25 protein-coding genes and 1 pseudogene are annotated in these 26,623 nt (G+C 37.7%); 23 read left to right on the top strand and 3 right to left on the bottom strand.

All coding sequences use genetic code 11. From position 1 onward, the window contains the following. Positions 1-9: 9 nt before the first annotated feature. The 7 genes and pseudogenes from IGI46_RS12425 (at position 10) to IGI46_RS12455 (ending at position 7,231) form a co-directional block, all read left to right on the top strand. Entirely contained in the window at positions 10-654 is a 645-nt protein-coding gene (locus IGI46_RS12425; protein WP_429963424.1) for a hypothetical protein, read from the top strand. Positions 655-991: 337 nt separating this feature from the next. Next, positions 992-1,717: a recombinase family protein gene (locus tag IGI46_RS12430; RefSeq protein WP_429964965.1), complete on the top strand. Its 726-nt coding sequence runs from the start codon at positions 992-994 to the stop codon at positions 1,715-1,717. Positions 1,718-1,745: 28 nt separating this feature from the next. Further along, positions 1,746-2,459, top strand: coding sequence for a winged helix-turn-helix domain-containing protein (locus IGI46_RS12435; protein ID WP_429963425.1), 714 nt, complete (start codon positions 1,746-1,748; stop codon positions 2,457-2,459). 116 nt (positions 2,460-2,575) lie between these two features. Continuing rightward, positions 2,576-5,266: a pectate lyase-like adhesive domain-containing protein gene (locus IGI46_RS12440; RefSeq protein WP_429963426.1), complete on the top strand. Its 2,691-nt coding sequence runs from the start codon at positions 2,576-2,578 to the stop codon at positions 5,264-5,266. A 646-nt stretch (positions 5,267-5,912) separates the two neighbouring features. Then, a complete protein-coding gene (locus IGI46_RS12445; protein WP_429963427.1) occupies positions 5,913-6,119 on the top strand; it encodes a hypothetical protein in 207 nt (68 codons plus the stop codon). A 35-nt stretch (positions 6,120-6,154) separates the two neighbouring features. Beyond that, positions 6,155-6,340: pseudogene (locus tag IGI46_RS12450) on the top strand (C40 family peptidase); the annotation flags it as partial. 93 nt (positions 6,341-6,433) lie between these two features. After that, complete coding sequence (locus IGI46_RS12455) at positions 6,434-7,231, top strand: hypothetical protein (protein WP_429963428.1); 798 nt, start codon at positions 6,434-6,436, stop codon at positions 7,229-7,231. Between the two features lie 107 nt (positions 7,232-7,338). On the opposite strand, the gene IGI46_RS12460 is transcribed toward IGI46_RS12455, so the two are convergent. Next, positions 7,339-8,217 carry a LysR family transcriptional regulator gene (locus IGI46_RS12460; protein ID WP_429963429.1) on the bottom strand — a complete coding sequence of 293 codons (879 nt, stop codon included), beginning with the start codon at positions 8,215-8,217 and terminating at the stop codon, positions 7,339-7,341. Positions 8,218-8,630: 413 nt separating this feature from the next. On the opposite strand from IGI46_RS12460, the gene prdC reads away from it, so the two are divergent. The 16 genes from prdC (at position 8,631) to IGI46_RS12540 (ending at position 24,822) form a co-directional block, all read left to right on the top strand. Then, positions 8,631-9,920, top strand: coding sequence for a proline reductase-associated electron transfer protein PrdC (gene prdC / locus IGI46_RS12465; RefSeq protein ID WP_429963430.1), 1,290 nt, complete (start codon positions 8,631-8,633; stop codon positions 9,918-9,920). A 24-nt stretch (positions 9,921-9,944) separates the two neighbouring features. Further along, positions 9,945-11,843 carry a D-proline reductase (dithiol) proprotein PrdA gene (gene prdA, locus IGI46_RS12470; RefSeq protein ID WP_429973528.1) on the top strand — a complete coding sequence of 633 codons (1,899 nt, stop codon included), beginning with the start codon at positions 9,945-9,947 and terminating at the stop codon, positions 11,841-11,843. A 19-nt stretch (positions 11,844-11,862) separates the two neighbouring features. Beyond that, complete coding sequence (locus tag IGI46_RS12475) at positions 11,863-12,162, top strand: CBO2463/CBO2479 domain-containing protein (RefSeq protein ID WP_429963432.1); 300 nt, start codon at positions 11,863-11,865, stop codon at positions 12,160-12,162. Between the two features lie 3 nt (positions 12,163-12,165). Further along, positions 12,166-12,891, top strand: a complete 726-nt coding sequence (prdB, locus tag IGI46_RS12480; RefSeq protein ID WP_081633041.1) for a D-proline reductase (dithiol) protein PrdB — start codon at positions 12,166-12,168, stop codon at positions 12,889-12,891. A 183-nt stretch (positions 12,892-13,074) separates the two neighbouring features. After that, entirely contained in the window at positions 13,075-13,953 is an 879-nt protein-coding gene (locus tag IGI46_RS12485; protein ID WP_429963433.1) for a permease, read from the top strand. Between the two features lie 245 nt (positions 13,954-14,198). Next, positions 14,199-15,047 (top strand): RNA polymerase sigma factor, encoded by an 849-nt coding sequence (locus IGI46_RS12490; protein ID WP_429963434.1) that lies wholly within the window; start codon positions 14,199-14,201, stop codon positions 15,045-15,047. Then, the gene (locus IGI46_RS12495) at positions 15,047-15,733 is read left to right on the top strand and encodes a DUF2461 domain-containing protein (protein WP_429963435.1); all 687 of its coding nucleotides are present in this window, start codon (positions 15,047-15,049) and stop codon (positions 15,731-15,733) included. The genes IGI46_RS12490 and IGI46_RS12495 overlap by 1 nt, the downstream gene beginning before the upstream one ends. Before the next feature lie 341 nt (positions 15,734-16,074). Further along, positions 16,075-16,926, top strand: a complete 852-nt coding sequence (locus IGI46_RS12500; protein ID WP_429973529.1) for a leucine-rich repeat domain-containing protein — start codon at positions 16,075-16,077, stop codon at positions 16,924-16,926. Positions 16,927-17,622: 696 nt separating this feature from the next. After that, positions 17,623-18,060: a VOC family protein gene (locus tag IGI46_RS12505; RefSeq protein WP_429963437.1), complete on the top strand. Its 438-nt coding sequence runs from the start codon at positions 17,623-17,625 to the stop codon at positions 18,058-18,060. Positions 18,061-18,128: 68 nt separating this feature from the next. After that, entirely contained in the window at positions 18,129-18,542 is a 414-nt protein-coding gene (locus tag IGI46_RS12510) for a hypothetical protein (RefSeq protein WP_429963438.1), read from the top strand. Between the two features lie 49 nt (positions 18,543-18,591). Continuing rightward, positions 18,592-19,083 (top strand): GNAT family N-acetyltransferase, encoded by a 492-nt coding sequence (locus IGI46_RS12515; protein ID WP_429963439.1) that lies wholly within the window; start codon positions 18,592-18,594, stop codon positions 19,081-19,083. 303 nt (positions 19,084-19,386) lie between these two features. Then, positions 19,387-19,596 carry a hypothetical protein gene (locus IGI46_RS12520; RefSeq protein ID WP_429969591.1) on the top strand — a complete coding sequence of 70 codons (210 nt, stop codon included), beginning with the start codon at positions 19,387-19,389 and terminating at the stop codon, positions 19,594-19,596. 477 nt (positions 19,597-20,073) lie between these two features. After that, the gene (locus IGI46_RS12525) at positions 20,074-22,389 is read left to right on the top strand and encodes an ABC transporter permease (protein ID WP_429973530.1); all 2,316 of its coding nucleotides are present in this window, start codon (positions 20,074-20,076) and stop codon (positions 22,387-22,389) included. A 10-nt stretch (positions 22,390-22,399) separates the two neighbouring features. Next, the gene (locus IGI46_RS12530) at positions 22,400-23,158 is read left to right on the top strand and encodes an ABC transporter ATP-binding protein (RefSeq protein WP_429963441.1); all 759 of its coding nucleotides are present in this window, start codon (positions 22,400-22,402) and stop codon (positions 23,156-23,158) included. A 70-nt stretch (positions 23,159-23,228) separates the two neighbouring features. After that, positions 23,229-23,918: a response regulator transcription factor gene (locus tag IGI46_RS12535; protein ID WP_429963442.1), complete on the top strand. Its 690-nt coding sequence runs from the start codon at positions 23,229-23,231 to the stop codon at positions 23,916-23,918. Then, complete coding sequence (locus IGI46_RS12540) at positions 23,905-24,822, top strand: sensor histidine kinase (protein ID WP_429963443.1); 918 nt, start codon at positions 23,905-23,907, stop codon at positions 24,820-24,822. Before IGI46_RS12535 ends, IGI46_RS12540 begins: the two co-directional genes overlap by 14 nt. A 185-nt stretch (positions 24,823-25,007) precedes the next feature. On the opposite strand, the gene IGI46_RS12545 is transcribed toward IGI46_RS12540, so the two are convergent. Continuing rightward, positions 25,008-25,544 (bottom strand): ClbS/DfsB family four-helix bundle protein, encoded by a 537-nt coding sequence (locus IGI46_RS12545; RefSeq protein WP_429973531.1) that lies wholly within the window; start codon positions 25,542-25,544, stop codon positions 25,008-25,010. A 205-nt stretch (positions 25,545-25,749) separates the two neighbouring features. After that, positions 25,750-26,610, bottom strand: coding sequence for an alpha/beta fold hydrolase (locus IGI46_RS12550; protein WP_429973532.1), 861 nt, complete (start codon positions 26,608-26,610; stop codon positions 25,750-25,752). Positions 26,611-26,623 lie beyond the last annotated feature (13 nt).

Here is a 26,623-nt window from a genome sequence, read left to right on the forward strand (position 1 = left end):
AGGAGCAAGATGAAACGGAAAAAGCCATTGGCTCGAAAACTGAGTTACTTACTTGTTTCAATTGTTCTCGTCCTCCTTTTGCTTGGTGGTAGTTACTTTGTTTATGCTGCGATGACAGCTAAAGACCGTCGAACAACTGATTTTCAAATTGGACAAATAGAAACCCAGCTTGATGAGGACTTTGATGAAGCAATCACTGAAATTCATAAGAATCAAAGTAGAACAAAGAAAGTAACGGTTAAAAACACTGGAACCATCAAACAATTTATTCGGGTAATGGTATTGCCGGAAACACAGGTGGATGTTGCAGATGATCCTCAAAGCAAACAAGCTTTGCCTATCGCTGTTGGAACGGACTTAATATTAGAGCAATTAAATACAGTGGACTGGAAATATGGTGGTGATGGCTATTACTACTATATAAAAGAAGCTGTGAAACCATTGGAAAATACAGAACCTTTGTTCAATTCAATTAAACTCGATAACAGCCTCCATCAAATGTATCACCAATCTGCTTTTACTATTTCAATTAAAGTTGAAGCAGTGAATTGTGCAGAGTATGTGTACCGGGATGCTTGGTGGCAAGGAGCAGTTCCTGCTGATCCAACGCTGAAGGCAGTTGATGACAAGTTAAAGGCTCTTGTAGAAAAGTAATGTTGAAAAAGGGACACAGGACTCTTCTGTATCCCTTTTTTAAAAAGAATAACATTCGGCTAATAATTATTGATTCAAGAATTTTAGGCACGAATGAGAGTATTTATAGATAGAAGGAAGCGTGGAATTCGGTGGTTTATTTATTGTTGCTGGTGTTAGGACTCGCATTAATTGTTCACAGTTATCTACTCATGTCGTTGATAAAGAGTCAAAAAGATATCCAGATAAAGCTGGTCCGTCTATCTCGCTTGAAAGAACAGAGACGACCGATTCAGAAAGCAACACCACCTCGAAAAAATCAAACAAAGGAAAACTTGAGATAGAAGGGGAAAGAATCATGAATCTTGGCTATGCACGAGGGTATCAATTTAATCAGCAGCTAGACATGTTAGAGGATTATCCAATAGAGGAGCTTTTTTCTGATGGAAATCAGGAGATTAAGGCAATAAATTCTCCTGCTAGCGAATTTCAGGCGTTGCTAAATTTTGCACAGTCAGGCGACCACGTAGTCATCACGTCCTGGGAAGTGATTTCACGAGATTATCGACAAATCTTGGCATGCCTAGATCAATTAGAAGCGTTGGAGTTGACTTTAGATGTATTGACACTGCCACATTTAACCATTGAAGAGTGGCGTCAAGTATTTCGTTGGTCTATACATAACGATCGTTTGTTGCATCCAACTTTATTTAAGTTAGGAAAAGAAAGAGAACGCAGTAAAGCAGCCTACTCTCTTTTCAGCAAGGAACCTGAAGCACGAAAACTGTACCGCGAAATCATTTGGTTGTTAGTAGAAAAACAAACAATCCGTCAGGTTGCACGTCAAAAACGGGTGCCGCTAGAAACCGTTTATCGCATTCAACAAGATCTAAAACAAATTCAGTTGGCTGTAATATTAGTCTTATGTTTTTTATTGGCAATATTTAGTATTAAGCTGGCTGAATCCTATTTTGACCAATTATGGATACAAGTAGTCATTTGTATTGCAGTAACCTTAATTATCATCTGGAATGTGCTGTTGGATACTGAGACTGCAGATCCTATTGAAAAAGAAAAAAACTAACAGAAGATAAAAAGAGAAGGTGATTCTAATGCAACATGCATTGATTTTGACAAAGAATATAGTATCAGAAGAAGAAATTATTGGAAAATTACGACGATTAAACTTTGAAACATTATGTTCAGCAGATTTACTCTATCATTTACAAAAGTATACGTCTTCTTCATTTTTATCTTATTTTCATTGGGTATTTTTAAGCGAAACGTTATGCAATGAAGAAGTAGATATCGTGTTAAATCAGCTAAAGCATCATCCTTTTTTCTTGGTACGAATGGTAGAAAAGACAATGGATGAAGAAGAAAGTGTCTATTGGGAAGAAAAAGGAATGTCTGGAAGCCTAAAAAAGGATGCAACATTTGAAGAGATTCGCGAAAAATTACATGAGCTTCAAAAAGACATGCGTGATAACCAAATAGTTAGTAATAAGATCGTAGTTCTTGGCAATGCTGAAAAAGATGATTTAAAGCCACTTACAACCAGACTTTCCAAGACAGAAAAGAAGCTTTTTGAAAATCTATTAAGTGCATATTCAAAAGGATTGGTTCTGTCACGAGTTGAATTGTGTGAGCGATTATGGCCTGAAGGACCAACGCCTTCAAACATGAGCCAGCTCTCTTGTCTGATTAATAAGCTGAAAAGAAAGCTTGAAGAAGGCGGAATTACTGGTGAAACTATCATTACTTTATGGGGTAGAGGGTACAAGCTGGGCAGCGAGTTTTCCGAATTCTGGATCCAGCATGCGTAAGAGGTTGACATTAGAAAAAATTAATTAGACTAAGCTTGTTGGCAGATGTTTATTACACAATAAAGTCTTAGTTGGTTTTTGCACTGCAAAGTAGGACTGAAAGGGATGATTCAAGAATGAAAGTAACATTTAGGTATAAAATAGGCGCACTTATCTTGGCAATAGCAGTAGCAGGCACCCTCTTCTTCTTTGGTGCAAAGCCTGACGAAACGCCTCAAACAGTCAAAGCAGCAGAAAATAATATTTCAGGAGGCATAAGCTTTGAAGAACACAAAGACCTTTTCGGAGATTCCTATCGTGCGGCAAATGATGCTTACAATGCCAAGCATGGATTTGATCCATTGAGTGGCAAGGTCGTCACCGTAGATACGTACAGTTCAACTACTTCTAGTGCGAATCAGTGGGGATATGGATTTGTGGAAGCTTATCAGGATGAAGATGTCACGAAGATTATTATGTTAAATGATATCAGCTCACCAACAAGTGGCTCGGGAAATATTGGTAAACGGAAAAATTCGATTGAAATCGATGGTGGAGGGTATAAACTTCTACTTTATCGTAGAAACCTCTCCATTGCAGAGCCAACAAGTGGAACTCAATCAGTTTTTCATATGCATGATCTGACAGCTGCTCAATCAACTGACTACTCTGGGTCTGGAGGTTCAGAAGCTGCCTATCGAAAATCTCTTATTAGAGGAGACAATGGTATCCATGGTGATGGTGATGTTTCTAAAAATTGGTATTTTAGATTTGGAAATGTCTTTACGGACTATGATCCAGCCAAATATGAGGGAGAAAATGAAAACTATTCAACCTTTGTGGGGCGTTGGGCAAGAGTAAATCAGTCGGAAGTAACTATGTATGGTTATAATATATTGGTTACTGGTGCTGAAAACTTTTATACAGGCAGCATAGTAGTCGAAGATAATACAGTTTGGAAAGGAACCAACTGTGGGCAAAACTATTCAGTAGTGTGGTTTACAACGCGACAGCTTGATGGTTCAACTGGATTAAGTGGTGAATTTACAATAGGAAAGAATGCTTTTGTTTATTTAAGAAATACAACTGGGGGAACAACTTATCCGGCAATCTATGATAACTATTCAACGATTACTGTAGGAGAAGGTTCTTATTATAATGCAAATATGCAAGGAAGAGCTATCTCTAATTATGATGCGACAGAGCTAAACAACAGGTATCCTTCTAAAAAGTTTATTGCTAAAGAAAATTCACATGTTAATCTTTTGTCACGAGGAAATGGATCAGTTGTTAAACTAGACTATAACAATAGTAGTGTTAACTCAGATATGACATTTACAGCTGAAAAAAATTCAGAAGTTTTTATTTATGGTTCTACTACTGATGGTGTTATATCTATGGCTGGTAACGGAAGCTTATTTGAATTAGATACACCAAAAATGTTTGAAATTCGGAACAGTAATACACGTTCTTTCCTAAATATTTCCAACAATAATATTTTTAGAATCAAAGATACTGACATCAATACCTGGAAGAATGCTACTGCTTTGACGAATCCAGCAGACTTTGTTTATGAAAAAGTGGGTCATCTTACGGCGGCTGGTCCAACTGTAACCTCAAGTAACAGTGATTTGCAAACTAGCTTTACTAGTAATGGTTTCCGCAGAATCAATGGTCTGAATGTACCGCCTAAAGTAGTCTGGGATTATGTAACTGACGCAGAGAAATCTTATCGTGCACGCGTTAGCTTAGGGCTAATTCCTACCGGCCAATTTGATAGTAATGGTGTAGCAATTATGACTGAATCTTGGGCGCTACCAGGTCAGGCCGTAGTGTCGCTTAAAGATACTTACGGAAATATCCGTGGTCCTCTTGCTCTTCAAAGTGATGGGTATGTAAAATATACGGATACTGAGTTTCAGAAAGCAACTTTCGATATGGAGGGAACTGCTACTAGAGGTATTACTTGGACAGGAGATGTCGGTAAGACAACTGTTATTGATGTGACACCACCAACTCCTATAAGTCTGACTAAAGGAAAGATTACGACGACGGATAAATCATTGAGCGCTACTGGCGTTGAACCGAATGCAAAGGTCTATCTATCGGTAAACGATGGCCCATTAACTGCTGTTGGAACCGCGAATGCTGCAGGTGAATGGTCACATCAACTAGGCTCTGCTTTTGCAAAGGATACTAAAGTCCAAATTTATTTAGAGGACAATGCGGCAGATTATCCAGCTAATTTTAACAGCACAGGCTTAGAGTCTACTCACATAGCATCAGGTAACCGTAATCCTAAGACAGATGTAACGTATAAAGATGCAACTTTTAAAGCCGCAACTACCTATATAGTCGAACAAGCAACCGTTAAATTGCACATTCGCCAAATGGCCGTAGCGTCAGCCGCTGACAGAGAAATACTGACTACACCAACAGAAGGATATTTAACAATCGAAAACACCGATACGATCAAATACAATACGCATGTTAATAGTGGGTATGAGTTAACAGATGCGGCAGACAATGATCAGGTAGATTTCAACTCCATTGTAATTGAGCTTGTTGATGCAGACACTTATAGTAAGCTGAAATTTAAACCAATTATTCCAGGATATTATCAGAACCAGGGGTACATTGTTAGTGATACTGCTGAGAAGCCTTCAATCACCACACATACGGTTCAACCAGGAGAGTATGAATATGACTTCAATGATGGCGTTTATGAAAAATGGTTAACGATATATATTAAGCCCAATCAAACTGATATAAAACCCTACAATTGGGATTATAAAGTCAACGATATTGGGACAATTAAAATTCCATAGCCCAATCAAGCTTCTTCAATCACTTAATCATTTAGAAGGTGCGAACAATCAAAAAATTCTGGATAGGAATGACACTAATTTTTATCGGCCTATGCTTCCGTTCTAATGAAGCATAGGCCACCCCTAAAGCAGAAACGCAACAAACAATTACTAGCCTGAGTGAACGGCTAAGCCAGCTAAACGATGAAATCTCTACAAGTGTGGTGCAGCAGGAGGAGCAAGAGAAGGCCATCCAACAGTTAAATAAAGAGCTGGAAGCTCAAGAGAAAACAGGGAACTAAATGATGGAAAAACTGAATCAGCTGGAGCAAGAAATTTAAGCACGTGTTCGCTCCATCCAATTAAAGGATTCAGAACAAAAGACGAGTTTCTTTCAACTTGATAATTGGACAAAGAGACTTAGTTCCCAAAAGGGCATTGAAACAATTCGTAAAACGGATGGTACTAAAGCAAAAGAATATTCAGCATTGGTTGAAAAGCTAGCGAAGCAACAAAAAGAGCTGGAAAATAAACGACAAGAGTATCAGACGGCTCTAAACGATACCCTTAAGGAGCAAACAAGTAGCAAGAACCAATTAGAGCAGGAACTGCAGGATAATGAGGTCCTTCTAAAAAAATTCGAGAGGAAGAACAGCAACAAGAATTATTGCAAAAAGTACAACAGCAAGAGTTATTGGAACAATTAAGTTTGGGGCAGTCATTATCAACAGACGAAGAGATTAGCGATAAGGCTCAGGCAATCATTTTATCAGCTAAGCAGTACTTGGGTGTTTCTTACGTTTGGGGAGGAACGATCACAACAGGATTTAATTGTAGCGGATTGAGTAGTGGGTATTTGCTCAAAATGGAGTAGCGCATCCTAGATTAAGTCAGGCACAGCAGGCTTCTGCAAAAGAAATTCCTATTAGCGAAGTTCAACCAGGTGATTTAGTCTTTTGGGGCAGATCCGCACATCATGTAGGACTTTATATTGGAGATGGCTACTTTATTCAAGCGCCACAGCCTGGAGATGTAGTAAAAATCATTCATGTTAGCTGGTATCCGCTTGAAAGTGTAGGTCGCGTTTTATTTTAGTCTATCTAGTTTCTTAGATAGACTTTTTGCTGATTGGGTTTAGAGGTAGTTAGATCATCTTTAGCATAAAAAAATCTTTTGAGGAGGAGAAAAATGAAGTTTGAGAAGTTGTTTGGTTTATGCTTATTGTTAGTATGTAGTTTTTGCTGGGGTGTTTCGGAGGTGTCTGCTGATGAGAGTAAAGTGTATATACCATGTAGTGATTTGAGAGAAAGTGTAATTCAGTATAGCCAAATAGAAAATAATGAAATTATTGAGAATGAATTACCGACTATAAAGCAAATTCAGAATGTTGAAGGGGAAATTTTTGCAGGATGTTTTGGTTCTTTAGAAGGCGTTCAATATGCAAAAAATGCTTCAAAGTTAAATTGTAGTGGCTTTGGTGTGATGGATTTTCGCCCTATTACGGGTATGACTAATCTTGAAGAGTTCTATTCCTATGCTGCAGGAATAGATGAATTGCCGGACGCGATTCTGGATATTAGACCATTTGGTAAACTGAAAAAGATAAAAAGTTTACAATTTGGGGCGGCAGATATCCAAGACTTGACGGTTCTTGATGAATTACCTAATATAGAAACTTTTTATGCAACTAACAATGAGAGGATTAAACTTCCAACAGTTTATGTTGATAAAAAAACTAAAAAGTTTATTATGGAACACCCTATAGAATATTCAAGCCATTTCACGGTTAAGACGGTTGAATCTGAGTTAACAAGTGAGGACGTAGCGTTATCACCTTATATAAGTAATGGTGCAGTTATCATTGATAACTTAGATGAGAAAGTTACAGAAGTAGAATTCTGGTTTAAAGGAACTTCGGAAAATGGAAGTCACTTTGCAGGTTTTTATAGTAATTTCAATTGCTGGGCTCCGGTAAAATGGTATTAGTTTTTATTAGCACTTCAGTAAGACAAAGTAATTTCCTGTAGAAAAAGCAGCTCGGCGTTACTGTCCGAGCTGCTTTTTTTTAATCTGCTGTTTTTTCTCACCAATACCTAAATAGAAGGGTGTTCTTTAAAATAGTTTTTCGTATATTCAACAAACTTTACAACAGCCGGTGTAATAATATCTTTAGGCAAAAGAATGCCTAATTCAATGAAGGCTGGTGGATTCAATTTCTTCTTAACCAAAGTAACATTTCTGCCTTTGGTGATGAGCTCATTCATCACGCTCATTCCTAAACCTTCTTCAATCATTGCTAAAGCTGAATAATTTTCAAAGGTTTGATAGCTGATTTTAGGAGTTAGTGAATATTTTCTCAATAAATTAGATACATCTTCATCATTTCCGCCGGCTGTAACGATGAAATCATCATGCTCAATATCTTTCAAGTCATAGACATCTGCATCAGCTTTGGGGTGATCCAAGGGTAAAACCGCAATCATTGGATCGGTACCCAGAGGAATCCATTTATAGTTTTTAATGTTTTGACTGCTGGCAAATCCGAAGTCGACTCTTTTATCATCTAGTAATTTTATGATCTCTTGATTGACACCTTCAGTTATTTTAATTCTAATCTTGGGATATTCGTGATTGAACTGTTTGATGATTTTTGGTAACCAGTGATTGGCAACACTAGGATAGCTCCCTATATGAATACTCCCTTGATTCAAGTCGTGCATTTCACTCAAGGTCTGTTCATATTTCTCTTCTAGCTTGATAATAGAACGTAAAATCGGTAGAAGCTCTGCCCCATCATGGGAGAGTGTTACCCCTTTTTTAGAACGAAATAGAATCTTAAACCCTATTTCTTCCTCCAAAGAGTTCATCATATGAGAAATACCTGAGACAGTGTATCCCAACTCTTCCGCTGCCTTGGTAAAGCTTCCTAAATCCACTACTTCCAACAAAACTTTATACTTTCTAGTATCCATTTAGTATCCACCTTTATAAGCAATTTCCAGAGACATCCGATTGATTCCGCTTATTGTTGAAAAGTCTTCAAGGATAAGTTTAGAAATTAGCGATTTACTTAATGATACAGCTAAATTATATTATTCACAAGAGCCTATTTCTATTAAATTGGTTAGTGATGTTTTTTACAAATTTGATAGAAGTTTAGAGCTTCCAAATGACACACATCATTGGTAATGGGAGAGTCGATCGGAAAATCAGAATAGTCAGCTAAAACAATTAACACAAATAGTGAGTTGACTATTGATTCGAAGTACTAGGGAGCTTCAATTCCTGCTAGTACGTCATAATTTGGAACGATTAGCGAACGCAATCGTGAGCTATTTAATTTTTCTATATATAGCGGCATTATAAATACAGGAGGTGAAATAAATTGACACAAATTCTTATACCATTAAAACAACATGTTGGCGCTCCTTGCAAAGGGATTGTCAAAGCGGGAGAAATGGTCAAGCGTGGTCAGTTGGTTGCAAAGCCAAACGGTCTTGGTGCCAATATCCACAGTAGCTTTTCAGGAAAAGTTGTAGACGTTAGTGAAGAAAGTGTTGTCTTGACGATTGATGAGGAACAAGACTTTTCCAGCTATTTACCGATTCCTGAAACCGACACAATGATTAAAGCGGTAGAAGAAGCAGGAGTGGTTGGTGCCGGTGGCGCTGGTTTTCCGACATTCTTGAAATTGGCTTGTGATATTCCTGAAGGAGTATTCATTGCTAATGGAGCAGAATGCGAAGCGTTACTTGCACATAATGTCAAACAAATGGATGAGCATATTGAGCAACTAATCCGCGGAATGAAGTATTGCCTTGAAATGACGAACGCACCAAAGGGTGTAATCGCAGTGAAAGGAAAACATCGTTCGCTTGTAGTTCGGTTACTTAAAGCAACTTCGCAGGTGGACAACCTTGAAGTTTATCAATTGCCGGATATCTATCCAGCAGGCGATGAACGAATGATTGTTCGTGAAGTTATGGATATTGTTCTTGAACCTGGCCAGCTTCCGACTGAAGTTGGGGCAGTAATTGACAATGTTGAAACCATCAAACGTATTGCCGAGGCCATTGAAGACCGTAAACCATTCATCGATAAAGATGTTACGGTTTCTGGACGTGTGAAACAAAAAGAAACAGTCTTTGTGGATGTACCAATTGGAACACCAGTTAAAACTTTGATTAATAATGTGGGTGGTTATGTCGAACCTCACGGCGAAATCGTTATCGGCGGACCGATGACTGGACGCAGCGGGGAAGAAATGACACCAATCACTAAAACAAGTGGCGGCGTGCTCGTAGCAATGCCGTTTCCACAAGAACACCGTAAAGTCGGCTTGCTGATTTGCGAATGCGGTGGTTCAGCAGAACGTATGACCGAAATCGTGAATAACATGGGCGCCGAAGTTGTCGCTGCAGAACGCTGCAAGCGAATGGTAGAAGTAAATGGAAGATATAGGTGTGCCTTACCAGGTATATGTCCAGGTCAAGCGAAGACGGTAATGTCCTTGAAGAAACAAGGCGCCGAAGTAGTAATGACCGGATCCTGTTCTGATTGAACGAACACCGTCATGGGTGTAGCTCCTAGGTTAGGAGTTCCGGTTTATCATCATACAGATCATGTACTGCGGGCTGATGGGCACAGGTTATATCGTAAATTACCGACAAATTAAGAAAATCTCAGGAGGAATTAACGAATGTCCATCACAGCAGACACTGCAAAAGAACATGCAAAAGATTCAGCAGTATTATGTTGCCGTGCGGAAGCCGGCAAAGTAATCGCACCAGATGATTTAGAAGATCCAGCGATCTTCGAGGATTTAGAGGATTCAGGATTATTAGAAATCCCTGAAGATGCTCTAACAATCGAACAAGTACTTGGTACTACATTAAATAAAACTACAGATGCATTGATTCCTTTAACAAGAGAGATTCTCGATGGTGTGAAAGAAGTAGTGGTAGAAACGCCAGTAGAAGAACCTGAGATGATTGAAGAATTACCAGTTTCTGAACCTGAAGCTGCTGCACCAGCGCCAGTAACCGTACCGTTTGCAGGCGGCACTATCAAGATTCATATTGCTGAAGGAAAAGGTATCGACTTAGAAGTTCCTATGTCAGTTGCCGGATCAATGGGCGTTGCAGCACCTACTGCACCAGCGCCAGTTGCTCCCGAACAAGTAGCCGTTCCTGCACCGCAAGCACCTGCTGCGGAAGCAGAAGTAGAAGAAAAAGTCATTCGCTCTGTTCGCCGTGATTATTTAAAGATTAACAAAGTAGAGTTTGGCGAAGAAACGAAAATTGAAGGAACAACCTTAATCTTACGTAAGATGGAAGAGATGTGTGCGGAAGCTGTTGAGCTAGAAGAGCTAGTGGAAAGCATGACCTTCGAAATTATTACACCAGACCGTTACGACGAATATAGTGAAACCATCATGGATGTACAACCGATTGCGGCTAAAGCAGAAGGCGGTATCGGCCATGGAGTGACACGAGTATTAGACGGCGTTGTGTTGGTGGTAACAGGAACAGATGCCAATGGTGTTCAAATCGGAGAATTCGGCTCATCAGAAGGCGAATTAGACCGGAACATCATGTGGGGACGTCCTGGTGCCCCAGAAAAAGGCGAAATCTTCATTAAAACCCAAGTAACGATTAAAGAGGGCGCCAATATGGAACGTCCTGGACCATTGGCAGCTCATAAAGCTTCTGACCTGATCACACAAGAAATTCGTGAAGCGATCAAAAAAGTGGACGATTCACTAGTAGTTGACTCACAAGAAATCGTGCAAAAACGTCGCTTTGGCAATAAACGTGTCTTGATCGTGAAAGAAATCATGGGACAAGGTGCGATGCACGATAACTTGATTATGCCGGTTGAACCAGTTGGTACCCTTGGCGCGAAGCCAAACGTTGACTTGGGGAACTTGCCAATCATGTTAGCTCCAACTGAAGTATTGGATGGTGGGATCCATGCATTAACATGTATTGGACCAGCGTCAAAAGAAACCTCTCGTCATTACTGGAGAGAACCATTGGTCATGGAAGCAATGGAAGATCCAGAAATTGACTTGGTAGGTGTGATGTTTGTCGGTTCACCTCAGGCAAACACGGAAAAATACTATGTATCAAAACGTCTAGGTATGACGATTGAAGCGATGGATATTGACGGAGCGATTGTTACAACCGAAGGCTTCGGAAATAACCACATTGACTTCGCTTCTCATATCGAAGAGATCGGTAAACGCGGCGTGAAAGTAGTCGGTGATTCTTATTCAGCTGTTCAAGGTGCATTGGTTGTCGGCAACTCAGAAATGGGCGCCATGGTGGATAACAACAAATCCAAACAAGGAATCGAAAACGAAATCTTGTCTAATAACACCCTGTGTAAAGAAGACGCGATTCGTGACTTGGCCATGTTGAAAACATTAATGGGCGGCGGCGAAATCAAAACAGCAGAACGCAAGTGGAACCCAAATGTGAAGTTGAACAACATCGAAATCATTGAAAAAACGACAGGGAAGAAAATTGACCTGGCAGACAATGAACAAGTGTTGCCGAAGAGTAAAAAACGTCAAGAGATTTACGAAAAAGACTAGATTTGGGTGACGAATAACTATGGATAGACTCAAGTACATTTCAACAGAGCAAATGTTTGAGGGAATCATTGTCGAGCTTCACGATGCCAGTGTAACCATCGATATTAAAGGACGTTTAGGTCAATTGAAAATTCCCAGACGCATGATCATCTCTGAATATGATTTAGCGATTGGTCAGGAAGTCGGTTTTTTGATGACTTATCCAGAAGTTTTGGAAGAGGAACCCAACGATCATTATGTCCATGCCATCAAAGAGCATGAACGACGCCGCTTGGAAACTCAGAAGAAGCAAGCACAGACACCAGGAGAGGAGAAATAACACATGGGCTTAACAGTCTTTGAAGGGTTGCAGTCAGAAATTTTCGTGCCGATTACGCCGAAATCTGTCTTCACACCTGTCAAAAAAGAGCTGAAAGAAATGCGTGTTGCATTAGCTACGGCAGCAGGCGTTCATTTAAAGAGTGATAAACGATTCAATTTAGCGGGGGATACAACGTATCGCGAAGTGCCGGATGGTACACCAAGCGACGAATTAATGGTCTCTCATGGCGGGTATGACAACGCCGATGTAAACCGTGACGTGAACGCAATGTTCCCGATCGACCGATTGCATGAATTAGTCAAAGAAGGCTTTATCAAAGAAGCAGCACCAGTACATTACGCATTTATGGGCGGCGGAGGTGACCAAGAAGCATTTCACGATGTCACTGGTCCTGAGATCGCACAAAAATTAGTTGACGAAGAAGTCGACGCTGTCGTAATGACCGCTGGCTGAGGAACCTGCCATAGAACTGCCGTGATCGTGCAGAGAGCTATTGAGGAAGCGGGAATTCCTACTATTTTAATTGCAGCATTACCACCAGTAGTACGTCAAAATGGATCACCACGTGCAGTAGCACCGATGGTTCCAATGGGCGCTAACTCTGGAGAACCACACAACATTGAGATGCAAACAGGTATCTTAAAAGATACGTTAACCAACTTAGTAACCATCGAGACACCAGGTAAGATCGTTCCATTACCTTACGAATACATTGCGCATGTGTAAGGTGATTTAAGAACGAAGGATAAATTCCCATTACTTGTGCAGAGATTACTTTGCCAGAACAGGAGTGTAGGCTGATTCATTCTTGTTCTGAAGTACTGGGAATTTTTCTTCTTATGATAGGGTGTATTTTTTTGCGCCCAAAAATAGAAAAATTTGATTTTTGATGAAGGAGCAATAGAAGAAATGGTACAAGTTGTATTAACGATTTTAGCAATTTTTGCAGTGATGCAAGCTGTTTTAATGGGGAGAGACCTTCTCGCAAATAAGGGCAATCTAGGTGGCGGAAGCTGGATTATTTCTGGAGTAATTGGCTTTATAACTGACTTTTTAGATACATTAGGAATTGGTTGTTTTGCACCTACAGCTATGCTGCTGGATTTAACTAAACAACTGGATCATGATCGTTTATTGCCAGGAACTTTAAATGTTGGCCATGCAATTCCCGTATTAGTAGAAGCCATGATTTTTATTACAGTGGTTGATGTTGCGCCGTTAACATTATTTGCCTTAATTGCAGCAGCGACTGTGGGGTCTTTCGTAGGTTCCCGTACAGTAACTAAGCTGCCTGAAAAAACTGTTCAGTTCTGGATGGGATGGGCGTTAATTGCTACGGCATTATTAATGGCTCTTCGTCAAACAGGGATGATTAATTTACTAGGTGCAGGGAATACAGCGACTGCTCTAACTGGTGGTCGGTTACTAATTGGTGTAGTTGGCAATTTCATTTTTGGTGCATTAATGACGATCGGCGTTGGACTATATGCTCCATGTATGGCTATGGTTTATATGTTGGGTCTGAATCCTTTGGTGGCTTTTCCAATTATGATGGGTTCTTGTGCAGGGTTGATGCCAGTGGCCAGCGTTAACTTTATTAAATCAGGAGATTATGCGCGAAAAGTAAGTTTAGCAATTACCGTTTGTGGTGTCTTTGGGGTATTTATTGCAGCTAAATTTGTGACGGGCTTAAATTTAGACGTTTTAACATGGATCATTATAGTAGTAATTATTTACACAGGGATCACATACATTCGAAAAAGTCTAAAAAAATCAGTATCCAATTAATTCATAAAATCGTCACTCTTATAAAGCGAGTTGGCGATTTTTTTACATTGTTTTTGAATTTCCCCACTCATTTCAGTTTTCTCATCACGCCCCATCCTTTGTAAGTATCCGTTTAATAGCAGCTTATATAGCAATATGAGATAATAAACTAAAATATTCTAACTTTTTATTTTTAAGAATAAGTAAAAAAGTTGTCACAAATGGATGATATCTCCGTCTAATAGGGTAAAGGGAGGAGCTAATCTATGAAAAATGAGAGAGTAACAGAGAATGTAATTAATGACGCTATTGCTGGGAACCGTCTAGCATTGGAAAACATTTTATTGGACGTTCAAGATTTGGTTTTTAATTTATCACTTAGAATGTTGGGATCAATTCCTGACGCCGAAGACGCAACACAAGACATTCTAACAAAGTTAATTACGAATCTAAGCACTTTTCGAAAGGAAAGTAAATTTGAAACTTGGGTATATCGTATTGCCACTAACTATTTGATTGATTATAAGAAGTCTATGTTTGCTAATCAGCCATTAAGTTTCGAAGTTTATTCTCAAGATATAAAAGCAGGTGTGATTGAGAATACCAATGATTTACTTCAAGGAGTCGAAGAAAAAATATTAGGACAAGAATTGAAACTGTCTTGTACGAATGTAATGCTGCAGTGTTTGGATCCGACGTCTCGTTGTGTTTTTGTTCTGGGAACAATGTTCAAAGTAAACAGCAAGCTTGCTGGAGAAATTTTGGACATGACTCCGGAAAACTATCGCCAAAAATTATCTAGAGCAAAAAAGCAGGTAGCAAGTTTTTTAACCTGTTATTGTGGATTAACCAATACTGGATTTTGTTCCTGTGAAAAAAGGATAGGCCTTGCCATCCAAAGTAAACGTCTTGATCCCCAGAAGCTTGATTATCAAAACTTAGAAGAGGTTAAACAGAATAGTTTAACTAACTATATTGAAGCTATGGAACAATTGGATGAGCAAGCAACGATATTCTCAGAACTGCCAAATTATAGTTCTACTATTGCCTCTAAACAATTTCTCGTACAGCTGCTTAATTCTCCTAATATGGACACAGTACGGAGGAACAAGTAATGAATTTAGATAGAACACTTGAATTTCTTACTGCATTAGAAGCAAATAATTCCTTTGAATGGATGAAAGAGCACAAAAAAGACTATCAGATTGCTAAAAATGAATTTCTGAAATTTGTTCAGGAATTATTATTGTTAATCGCTGAATTTGATCCGCCAATTGGCAATTTAGAGCCAAAGAGATTAGTCTATAGATTAAATCGTGACATTCGTTTTAGTCATGATAAGACGCCATATCATCCAGCCTTTAGAGCACATTTATCAATTGCTGAACGCAAACCAATTCCAGCAGGCTACTATATTTGCATTAAGCCAGGTCAATCATTTTTGGGTGGTGGTGTTTTTGCAACACAATTTTCACAAGCAACTGAATTAATCAGGGAACACCTTATCTCACACCCAGAGGAATTTCAGCAGATTATTACAAAGAAAGCATTTGTGGAAACTTTTAAAGTGGAAGGTTTAAAGTTAAAAAACGTTCCAAGAGGCTATGATAAAGATCATCCCTTGGCAGAATACCTAAAGCATAAGTCATGGAACATCGAATATAAAATCAGCGACCAGGAACTGCTAACTGAAGCTTCAGAATATGTAGTAGAAAAATTTAAATTAATGCTACCTTTAAATGGTTTTCTTAATCAAGGGTTGGTTGATTTTAGAATGCCGGAAAGAAGAAAATACCTCTAACGAGGATTTCAATAGTTTATTGAAATTCGACTCTTTGTCTTTTTGAGGAATGTTTTCAAAGATGCTAAATGTGCCTCTTACTTTTTTGAATAGTAGTGATAAAAATACAATAAGGAGCCCAATTTTATTACTCCAGGGGTGCTTTCTTCAATAGTAGAGAGTAATTATTGCTTTCATCTTTATAGTTATTCTTTTGTAAAGTTATCCTTATAAAAGAAGTAGAGAATAACCTTCTAATGACCTAGCAAAGGACCTTTTGTTAGGTTCTTTCTTGCAAAGTTTATTGAACCAATCAATAAAACATTGCTATACTTAGTTATCACAATTTTAAAGGAGGATTCATGAAACTAACAGCAATGAGTAAAGGGTTGACTAAGCTTCCGCATTTAGAAGGCGCAATGAATAGCTATAAAGAAGTAAATATTTTCAATAATTCTTTTAAGCACTTTCCAGAAGCACTCATTAAAATGAAAAATTTAGAGATATTGAATATTTCGGCTAATCAAATTGATACAATACCTTCAGAAATTCAGCAAATAGCTCAACTGAAAAATATCGACTTTGGACATAATCAAATTCGAACAATTCCTGAAACTTTTTTTGATTTAGTTAATCTACAAAGTTATGTCTATTTGCACAACAATAAAATCACAGAACTGCCTGATTTATTTGGCAAAGTACCAAAAATTGAGTATTTAAATTTGAGTGATAATCAGCTGACGAAGCTTCCGGAGAGCATTGGTGAACTAAAATATTTAGTTGAGCTGAGAGTAATGAACAATCAACTTAAGGATATTCCGTTATCGTTAGCGCTACTCGAAAATATTAGAGAGCTGTACTTGAGAAACAACCAGATTAATGCGTTCAAGTTTGATTGCAGTAACTGGGAAAGGCTCCGCATTTTGGAATTGGAAAGTAATCAAATTCAGCAATTCAGCTTAAACTTTTTGAGAGCAAAAAATTTGCAAAGAATTAATTTGCGCCATAATAAAGTTGAAAGATTACCTGAAGACATTGGACAAGCATCTTCCTTAATTGATCTTGATTTAAGAAGCAATGAACTTAAATCACTTCCAGAAACCTTATTGCAACTAGTAAAACTGCAAAGACTTGATCTAAGGTGGAACCACGAATTAATAATACCTAATTGGATTGAGGATTTAAGAAAACAAGGCTGCATCGTTTATTACTAAAGTACTTTACTTGATAAAATACTACAAGTTGTACCAATCTTCTGTGCTATTTTAAACGAGCCTTTTTATTTGCAGTAGTAGACAGACTAACTTAGAGAGTGTTTAAGAAATAGAATAGTAGACCGTCACTCACATATCATCTTTATTCACACGTAGATTTTAACTCGCTTACTTTTGGTGAACTGCTTTGTGTTAGCCTTTACTTCAATATCGGTAATAGATGTGATCAACGGTGCGGCAGAGCTCATTTTATTGATTGTTGGACTGATTAACTAATGCTTGAAAAATGATTATCTGCTCCATTCTAAAAGTGCTATAATTGGGTTAGAAAGTGTGGTGATCGTCTCTTGAAACAAATTATAATCGATGCTCTGAATAATGAAAAAGAAGTTGCTTTCCGGTATGATCGGGGAAATAGTTTTCATGCGAATACACTCATCAACGAGCTTCCCGAAGAACCAAATTGGATTCACGTCAGACACTCACAATCAAGCCATTCGCGTCTGATTAATTTAGCAGTTGTTCAACGTGTTGTCATTGAAGATTAGATTTAGGTAGTGCTCTAGAAATTGGTGTGAAATTATTCTGGAGCATTTTTTTTATTCTTTTGTGTTTATGCGAGAAGCTGAAATATGCAATTAGGCTTTCAACGTTTGCTGTTTTTAGTGTGTATTTCAAAAATTAGGAGGAAACTTGATGAATAGAATCAATCTGATTTGTTTAGGTGTAAAGGACATGACAGCTTCTCTAGCATTTTATAAGTATTTAGGATTCAAAACCTACGAACAAGGAAATAATCCGCCAATTGTTTTCTTTGATAATGATGGAACCAAATTGGAATTGTGCCCCATCAAAGAGTTGGCTAAAGATATAAACGCAGATGAACCACCAGCTGTTCAAACATCGGGTTTCTCAGGTATCAGCTTGGCAATAAATGTCCACTCAATAGCAGAAGTAGATGAAATTTTCAATAAAGTTGTTAAAGCTGGCGGAGTAATTGCCAAAAAGCCTGAAAAAAATCCATTATGGGATGGATATTCTGGCTATTTTACTGATCCCGATGGGTACTATTGGGAAGTTGCATATGGTAAAGATTGGAAATTTGATCAAAATAATATGCTGATTATTGAATAATAAAAATCATTTCAAGACGGCTCGTCAAGTAAGCTGTCTTTTTATTAATTGTACGGTAAGGAGTAAAAATGAAAAAAGTGATTGTATGGAATTGGGCCTATGTGGTATCTATTAGCCTATTTCAGATTTTTTTAATTTACTGGTGTCAATTTGCTTATACTCATGGATACAGTGAAGAAATAAGTTTCTGGATCTTTTTTCCAGTACTGCTGCTGCTATCTTGTTTAGCTCTTTGGGGGCAATTTACAACCGTCCAAGTTAAGAATAGACAGTTGGAGGCTCTTTCTTTTGGTAACTTACGAAGAAAATCCTTTGATTTACAACAAGTTACGGTAACCTTTGACAACAAAGTAATATTGCCAGGTAAATCCCCAAATATGTACCCTATTGATATTCGAGATAACCAAACCTATAAGTTAACGAGAATAAATTGTGGGAAAATAAGGACCAGAGCATTTAAGATTTTTTGGGAATCTCTATAAGTTGGAGTACTCAGTAAATATGAGTATGAAGTAATAGAAAGGAGATACTATGGCAATTAACTTTCGAGCACCTTTAATTACGGAAATTGATAAAATTATCGCGATTGAAATTAGTGGATTTTCAAAAGAAGAAGCTGCTACCAAAGAAGCAATGAAAGAACGAATCCAATTGATTAGCGACAGTTTTATTGTAGCTACAGATAAAGAAAATCAGCCAATTGGCTATGTAGTAGGTCCAGTTATTCAAGAAAGATACTTATATGACGAATTATTCGAAAAAAGTACGGTCAATCCTGAAACCGGTGGTTATCAGTCTGTTCTTAGCTTGGTTGTTTTACCGGAGTACAGAGGGACCGGTGTTGCTAGTGGCATGCTCGAAGAATTGAAAAGAGTGGCAAAAAATCACAATAGATCAGGAATTACATTAACTTGTTTGGAAACGCTTATTCCCTTTTATGAAAGAAATGGCTACAAAGTAGAAGGGATATCTGATTCACAACATGCTGGAGAAACTTGGTACAATATGGTGTTGGATCTTTAAAGCTGGCTTAATAGCCGGTTTTTTAATTTATTTGACTAAATACGATAGGCACATAGCAACGACCATGATAGGGCTAACAAAGAGACCTTTGCTGTAACTATACTATCTAATTATGTAGTACAAAATCTAATTTTGGTATTAAAAAGGTATAAAAAAATAAAATGCTGGAGTGATAGTTTAATGAGCTCAATCCAAGAGGTACAAAAAATGATTCATGAAAATGCTATGAATCATGGTTGGTGGGAGTCAGAAAGAGAATTCGGTACCTTGATTGCTCTCTGACATTTTGAATTATCAGAAGCCTTGGAAGAAATTCGTAAGGGTCATGGAATTAACGAAACTTATTATACTGATTCGGGTAAAATGGTAGGTGTTCCTTCTGAATTAGCAGACGTAGTAATTAGAGTCATGGATATTTGTGAACACTATGGAATTAATCTTGAATCAACTATTTTAGAAAAATATGAATACAATAAAAATCGTCCGTTTAAATACGGGAACAGAATGTTTTAACTTGTTTAAGACTAAGCAGCTTGAGATTATTTCTTCTGGATATAGGATTGATCGAAAAAAGGATTTGAACAATGAAAAGTTTTTCAAAGTGGTTAAGTAAGCAAGATATTTGTGTTCAATTGATATCCTTGGCCAGTTGTGTGAGACTGCAGAATAAGTTGATAAAAAGTGGCAAAAAAATTGCTATACTTGCTAGGGAGCTTCGTTGAATAATCGACCACTGAAAAGCCAGATAAGTCACAGCCGCTAGGATTAAAATTAATTAAGACATCAAATTTGGACAGAAATGTTTGAATCTGATGTCTTTTTTTACTTTTAATATTCAGTTAATACTTCGTGTACATTCCAGCAACCTTGATTAGTTATAGTTTATATAAATCCTGATAAATTTTTTACAGCATCAGCAAAGAATTAAAAGGAAGTTTATCTGGATCATTATAGATAGTTCTTATTACAAAGGAGTTAGGAGTGAGCAAGATGTATTTTAGAATTATACGTAACGATGTAAGGCAAAGCAAACTAATCACGATAACTACAACTACATTCGTCACAGTAGCAGCTTTATTAGTTGCTTTAGCAACAATTTTGAGCATCAATTTGCTAGGGTCCATTGATACCTTGTTGGAAAAATCTGAGGTGGCTCATTATTTGCAAATGCACGCTGGCGATCTCGATGAGGAAAGAATGAAACAGTTTGTCGAAAATAACGAGAACATTGATCGCTATGAGGATTCAATCTTTTTGAATGTCGAAGGGTCAAAAATTCAGATAGGGGATTACAATTTTTCCGACAGTGTCGTTGATAATGGCTTGGCAACTCAAAACAGACAGTTAGATTATTTGTTGGATTTAACTAATCAACCAATTAAACCAAAGCCTGGCGAGTTGTACGTTCCTATATCTTTAAAAAAGAGTGGAATAGCAAAAATTGGTGACAAAGTAACCATCGCAGGTAGGAAATTTAAAGTAAATGGTTTCGTCAGAGATGGCGAGATGAATTCACCAATGACGGGATCAAAGCGATTTTTGGTTCATCAACAAGACTTTGATGCGTTAGTGTCTTCTGGTACTCCTGAGCATTTGATTCAGTTTCGTTTAAAAGATTTATCAAAACTGAATGATTTTCAATCGTCTTATGAAAAAGCAGGTTTAGAGATGAACGGTCCCACGGTTACCCATCACTTGTTTCGACTGGCAAGTGCAATTTCTGATGGTATGCTGATAGCAATTCTATTATTAGTAAGTTTGTTGGTTGTTCTGATGACTTTTATGTGTATACGCTTCACTCTGCTGGCGAAAATTGAAGCAGATTACCAAGAAATTGGTGTAATGAAAGCCATTGGGATGCAAGTAAAAGAGATCAAGAAAATTTATGTTGCTAAATACGTGGCCATTTCAGTCATCGGCAGCTTACTAGGTTATATAATTTCGCTTCCAATTAGCACCAAATTGTTGGAAAACATTAAGCTGAATTTCGGTGAAAGCAGCAATGAACAGCTGAGTAAGCTTCTTTCGATAGTTGGTGTTCTTATTGTGATGCTGGTGTTGATTCTGTATGTCTCCTTGTTACTTAACCGCTTCAAGAAAATTTCAGCGGTTGAAGCAATTCGATTCAACGGAACGGATGAAAAAAATTCCAATCACTCCTGGTTCAATATAAGAAAAATAGTGGTCCTTTCACTAAACACACGCTTAGCAATTATCGACATTATCAATCGGAAAAAAGTGTATTTAACAATGCTGCTGGTTTTTATCATCTCATCGTTTATCATGATTGTACCTTGGATGGCTTACCGAACAATTGTAGATGATTCGTTTATTAAATTTATTGGTTATAGTGAAGAAGTAAATGTGATAACTAGTCTTTATGATTCACCAAATAGCTTAGAACAGGAAAAAGCAATTGAACAGTTTTTAGAAAAGGACCAAGAGGTTGCCGATTATAATAAAATGGTCACAAAAAGCTTTGCCGTAAATGAAGCAAATGCTGAAGGGGTGTTGCGCATCGAATTAGGCAATCATCAGAAATTTACTGTAGACTACACGACTGGTGAAGCACCAAAAACGGCAAATGATATCGCTCTTTCAACAATCAATGCAGAAGAATATGGTAAGAAAGTTGGCGATACACTTACTATTTTACAAAATGGCAAAGCGAAAAAACTGACTGTTTGTGGGACCTACACCAATGCATTTAATGGTGGGAGAACAGCGAAGGCCTCTTTTAAGGATGGAAACACTGAAAAAATGTGGACGAATATTTTTGTTCAATTAAAGCCCACCGTTGCTGTTGAAAAAAAGGCTGATTTGTACAAGAAGAAGCTGCCTTTTGCAAAGGTGAACAGTGTGGCCGACTATAAGGAACAAACATTAGGACCTAGCATACGCTCTATTTTTTTAGCAGCTATTGGAGCAACTATTACAGCCGTTTTGATTACTGGACTAATCACTTCTTTGTTTATGAAACTGTTGATGACTAAGGATAAGAGAGAAATTGCTACCTTGAAAGCATTAGGTTTTACCAACCAAGATTTAGCTCGACAGTATCTAGCACGAAGCATTGTAATCTTGCTGATCGGTTTATTTACCGGGACCTTGTTGGCAATGACTATTGGTAAAGAGTTAGCAGCAGTACTGGTTTCTTTCATGGGATTAACCTCTGTCCGATTCAGCGGCAATTTATTGATTTATCTAGGTTGCCCGTTGCTAATGATTTTAACTACTATTTTAGCAACCGGAGCGGTAACGAAACGAACCGGCAATATCGAGATTGCCGAGAATTTGAAAGATTAAGGTGAGAAAAATGAAAACAATAGTTGAAGGAAAAAATATTGTAAAAAGTTTTGGTAAAGGACAAGAAAAGGTACAAATTCTCAATAATTTAGATATTCAAATTGAGGAAGAACAGTTCGTCGCCATTATGGGGCCTTCTGGATCAGGAAAATCAACGTTAATGTACGCTATTAGTGGAATGGACAACATTGATTCTGGAAAGGTTGTCTTCGATCAAGAACCTATTGATACAATGAGAGAGGCGACTTTGGCTGATTTACGTAGAGAGAAGATGGGTTTTATTTTTCAGCAACCCACTTTTTTGAAGAACTTGTCAATTATCGACAACATTATTCTTCCTAGTATGAAGGATAAGAATGCGGGAATGAATGAGTTGGTTAATCGAGCAGAAGATTTGATGGAAAAAGTCGGAATTGATGAATTAAGGGATCGTAAAATCAATCAGGTTTCTGGTGGACAGCTGCAGCGAGCAGGAATCTGTCGCGCATTAATGGGAAACCCAAGAATTGTTTTCGGGGATGAGCCAACAGGAGCATTAAATTCAAAGGCGGCTCAAGAAATTTTAGATATTTTGCTTAAGATTAATGAAGAAGGAACAACAATCATTGTAGTTACTCATGATGCAAAAGTCGCCGCTCAAAGTGAACGAGTTTTGTTTGTTGGTGATGGTCAGTTGGTTGATGAGCTTTATCTTGGTAAATTCACTAGAAAAGAATTGGAACGACGAATGGAACTAGTTAATGATACAGTTATAAAAACAGAAATGTAAAAAAGGCTACGGGCTTTCACCTTCTCTATGATAAACTTTAAAAAGGGATATGAAAGGGGAAGACGGGGAAATGAAGTACACGATTTTACATGTAGATGATGAAAAGGAAATCGTAAAACTGCTGAAGATGTATCTAAAAAGTGAAGAGCTGGAGCTTCTTGAGGCTTACGATGGTCAGGAAGCCTTAGAGATATTTAGTAAGAATAAAATAGATTTGATGATTGTTGATGTAATGATGCCGAAGATTGACGGCTTTGAATTGATTCGCACAATTAGAAAAGAGAGCAATATTCCGATTTTGGTTATTTCTGCTAGAGTTGAAGCATCTGACCGAATTTTTGGCTTAGAGTTAGGAGCAGATGATTATTTAATTAAGCCATTTGATCCTCACGAAGCAATTGCGCGAGTAAAGTCTTTGCTGCGTCGTTATCATGAGTTGGGAGTATCAAAGGAAAACCCTCACTCCTTATTAGCAGTTGGAGATTTGAATTTAAATACGCATTCTTGTATAGCAACCGTCTTGGGAGAATCAATTGAACTGACAGCCATTGAATTCAGGGTGCTTAAGCTAATGATGGAACAGCCTGGTCGCGTGTTTACCAAAGAACAAATTTATGAACATGGCTGGCAAGATTCACTCACCGGCTATAATAATGTTCGTGTTATGATGAGTAAATTGAGAGAAAAAATTGGCAACGAACGAATTCGAACAATTCGTGGACTAGGCTATCGACTGGAGGTAGCTAATGGAAGAACTTAAGCGAGCCATATTAAAAGCTTTTGTCCTTTATTTCTTCGGTCTTTCTATCACCGTTTCTTTGCTAGAAGAGCTATTTAGTGAAGGCATTACCCTACTGTTTCCTTATAAATATGAGCTGCCGCTGATGGCGATCTGTGTTTGTCTGCAGTTTTCAGCAGTCGCAATTTTTTCTTACTTATTTTATCGCAGCTTGGATCAGAGAATTGCCCAAACGAGTCAGCAGCTGGCAAAAGAACAAAGCATCCTTTTTGCCAATATTGCTCATGACCTAAAGACTCCGCTAACCAGCATTACTGGCTTTTCTAAAGCATTAAGCGAAGATATTGTAGAAATGGAAGAAAAGAAGGAAGTCTCAGCGATTATTTATCAAAAATCAGTAGCTGCAAATGAATTACTGGATTTGATGTTTCGCTACACTAAGTTAAATTCAGCCGATTATGAATTGAAAAAACAACAGCAAGACATTAACTATCTTTTAAAAGAGGCAGCAGCAGATAATTATGATCTAATAGAGCAGCATGAGATCAAATTGAATTTAGAACTACCAGAGGAACCATTGTATTATGCAATTGACAAAACTGAAATGAAACGGGTTTTTTCCAACCTAATTATTAACGCATGCAAACACAATCCGCCGCAAACAGAACTGACGATTGTGATTCAACAGTTAGGTCGCAGAACAAAAATTATTTTTGGAGATAATGGCATACCTATCCCAGAAACGAAACGCGAGCGTCTATTCGAACCCTTCGTCAGCGAGAATGAAACTGAACGTAATTTTAATGGAAGTGGATTAGGTTTAGCAATTACAAAGACAATAATTGAAAAGCACGGATTCACGATTGAATTGAGTCAGGGAGCAGATAATTATGAGAAGCAGTTTGTGATTAAACTTCCTGAGTAAAATTTTAGTAAAATCAGCTGAGAGGGTGGACTATCTTAGTTTTTTGTGTGATTCATACTGATTTTTCAAAAGAAGACGAACTAAATTTCAAAAAAGGCATCGAGCCAATGTAGCGCTCGATGCCGCAGCAATACGAATTGCCCCTGCCAAGGTATTAGCAGTATAGCATATGAAGCTGTCCTCAGTTAAGTCTGTAAGGATTTTTTAAATTTTCTGGTTTTTTTCAAAGCCCATTGATAATGGCTGGAAGTACTAGAGACAAAATAGCTGCTTAAAGTACTTCCGCCAACCCAAGTGAATGCTCCTTTAGAAAACAATTCGTCATTTGATAATGGTTCAGCTAACTTGATAACAGCAGAATGACTTTCTTTTAGTAAAGCCAGCGCATCCTTATAAGAAGTATTCTGATGTTTCCCCCAGAATTCATCATTCATCGCGCCATAAGTTTTCCAGTTATATCCTTCCTTTAGGAACAGTTTTTCTTCACCAGCAAGATTGGTAGTTACCCAATCAATTAGCAGCTGGTGCCATTCATATAAATGAACTAAAATATCACGGAGATTTTTATCTCTCTCCCAGTGAGCACCTTTTTCTTTACCAGTGTCAAAAGTAAATGTAGCGGTTACTTGGTCTTCTGGTATTGAATTTAGTAACTCCATTAATTTGGTGAATGTTTCATTACTTGTTTGAATTAAATCGATTTTGGTTGTTGGTCTAGCCATTGATAATTCCTCCTTTATTTTTCCAATGAGATAATCTACATATTCTTAGATGTTAAGAATGACGATTCTGATTCGTTTCATTTAACTTATATTCTTACTATAGGCCAACACGTAACGTGTTGGTCAAGCAGAAAGTAGAATATTTCTGTATTTTTTTATAGTAATCATTTTAGTAACCAAAACGAGAGGGATTCAAAATGAGGTACTATCTATTTTTCAAGAATCTCGAGACTATCTCCATATATTCTTTGCTAAACATAGGATCACCGTGAGAGCCATCCTTTATCCAAATAACTTCAGAATTCGTCATTAGCTGTAACAAAGATTCTTGAGAGGCTTTAGGAAAGAAATCCTTCTCAGGAAAAATGAGTAAAACTTTCCCAGCCAATGAATCAAAATCTTCCGAAGTACAAACGGTACTATCGAATATATCAGGGAGCAAATTTCCCATGTTGATTAAGGACTCTTTTGATAGATCACCATACAGAGTATTCATCGTTTCAGCGATTATCTGTTGATTTTCTATGTTTTCATTGTTCGTCATATTCTTAATGGATTCTTTGACAATGCTTTTCCTTACAAAACCAAAGGGTAAGATTTTGGCTATGACTACTGCCAAGTGAAAAGGAATCTTCAATTTTTTCAGCTCAACTTTAGTAACAGTTGTCATTCCACCACCAGAAATTAGAACCAATCCGCCAACTTCTTCAGGGAATTGTTTAGTAAAAAGTTGGGCCAATAATGCACCATATGAAGCACCGATGAAAACTGGCTTTTCGATCGTTAAGAATTCCAACAATTCGTGAATCGCCACAACCTGTTTAGTATTTGTATTTAGATTGGCGGGAAAAACAAAGGTTAACACCTGATAGTCGTTCTCAAAATAGTCAATGTATTCAAACCAAATTTCTGACGTGCCCAATTCCCCATCTAAAAAGACCAAAGTTGAATTACCTTTACCACATAGTAAATAAGTAAAAATAGCATTAGACAGTTTGATCGATTCATATTCATGCGTGTCTAAGAAGCTGCCGATTTTATCGGTGATATCAGAAAAAGTATTCATAAGTTTTATCCCA

This window comes from Enterococcus sp. AZ163, from assembly GCF_050498925.1.
In the GTDB taxonomy this organism is placed as follows: Bacteria; Bacillota; Bacilli; order Lactobacillales; family Enterococcaceae; genus Enterococcus_A; species Enterococcus_A ferrettii.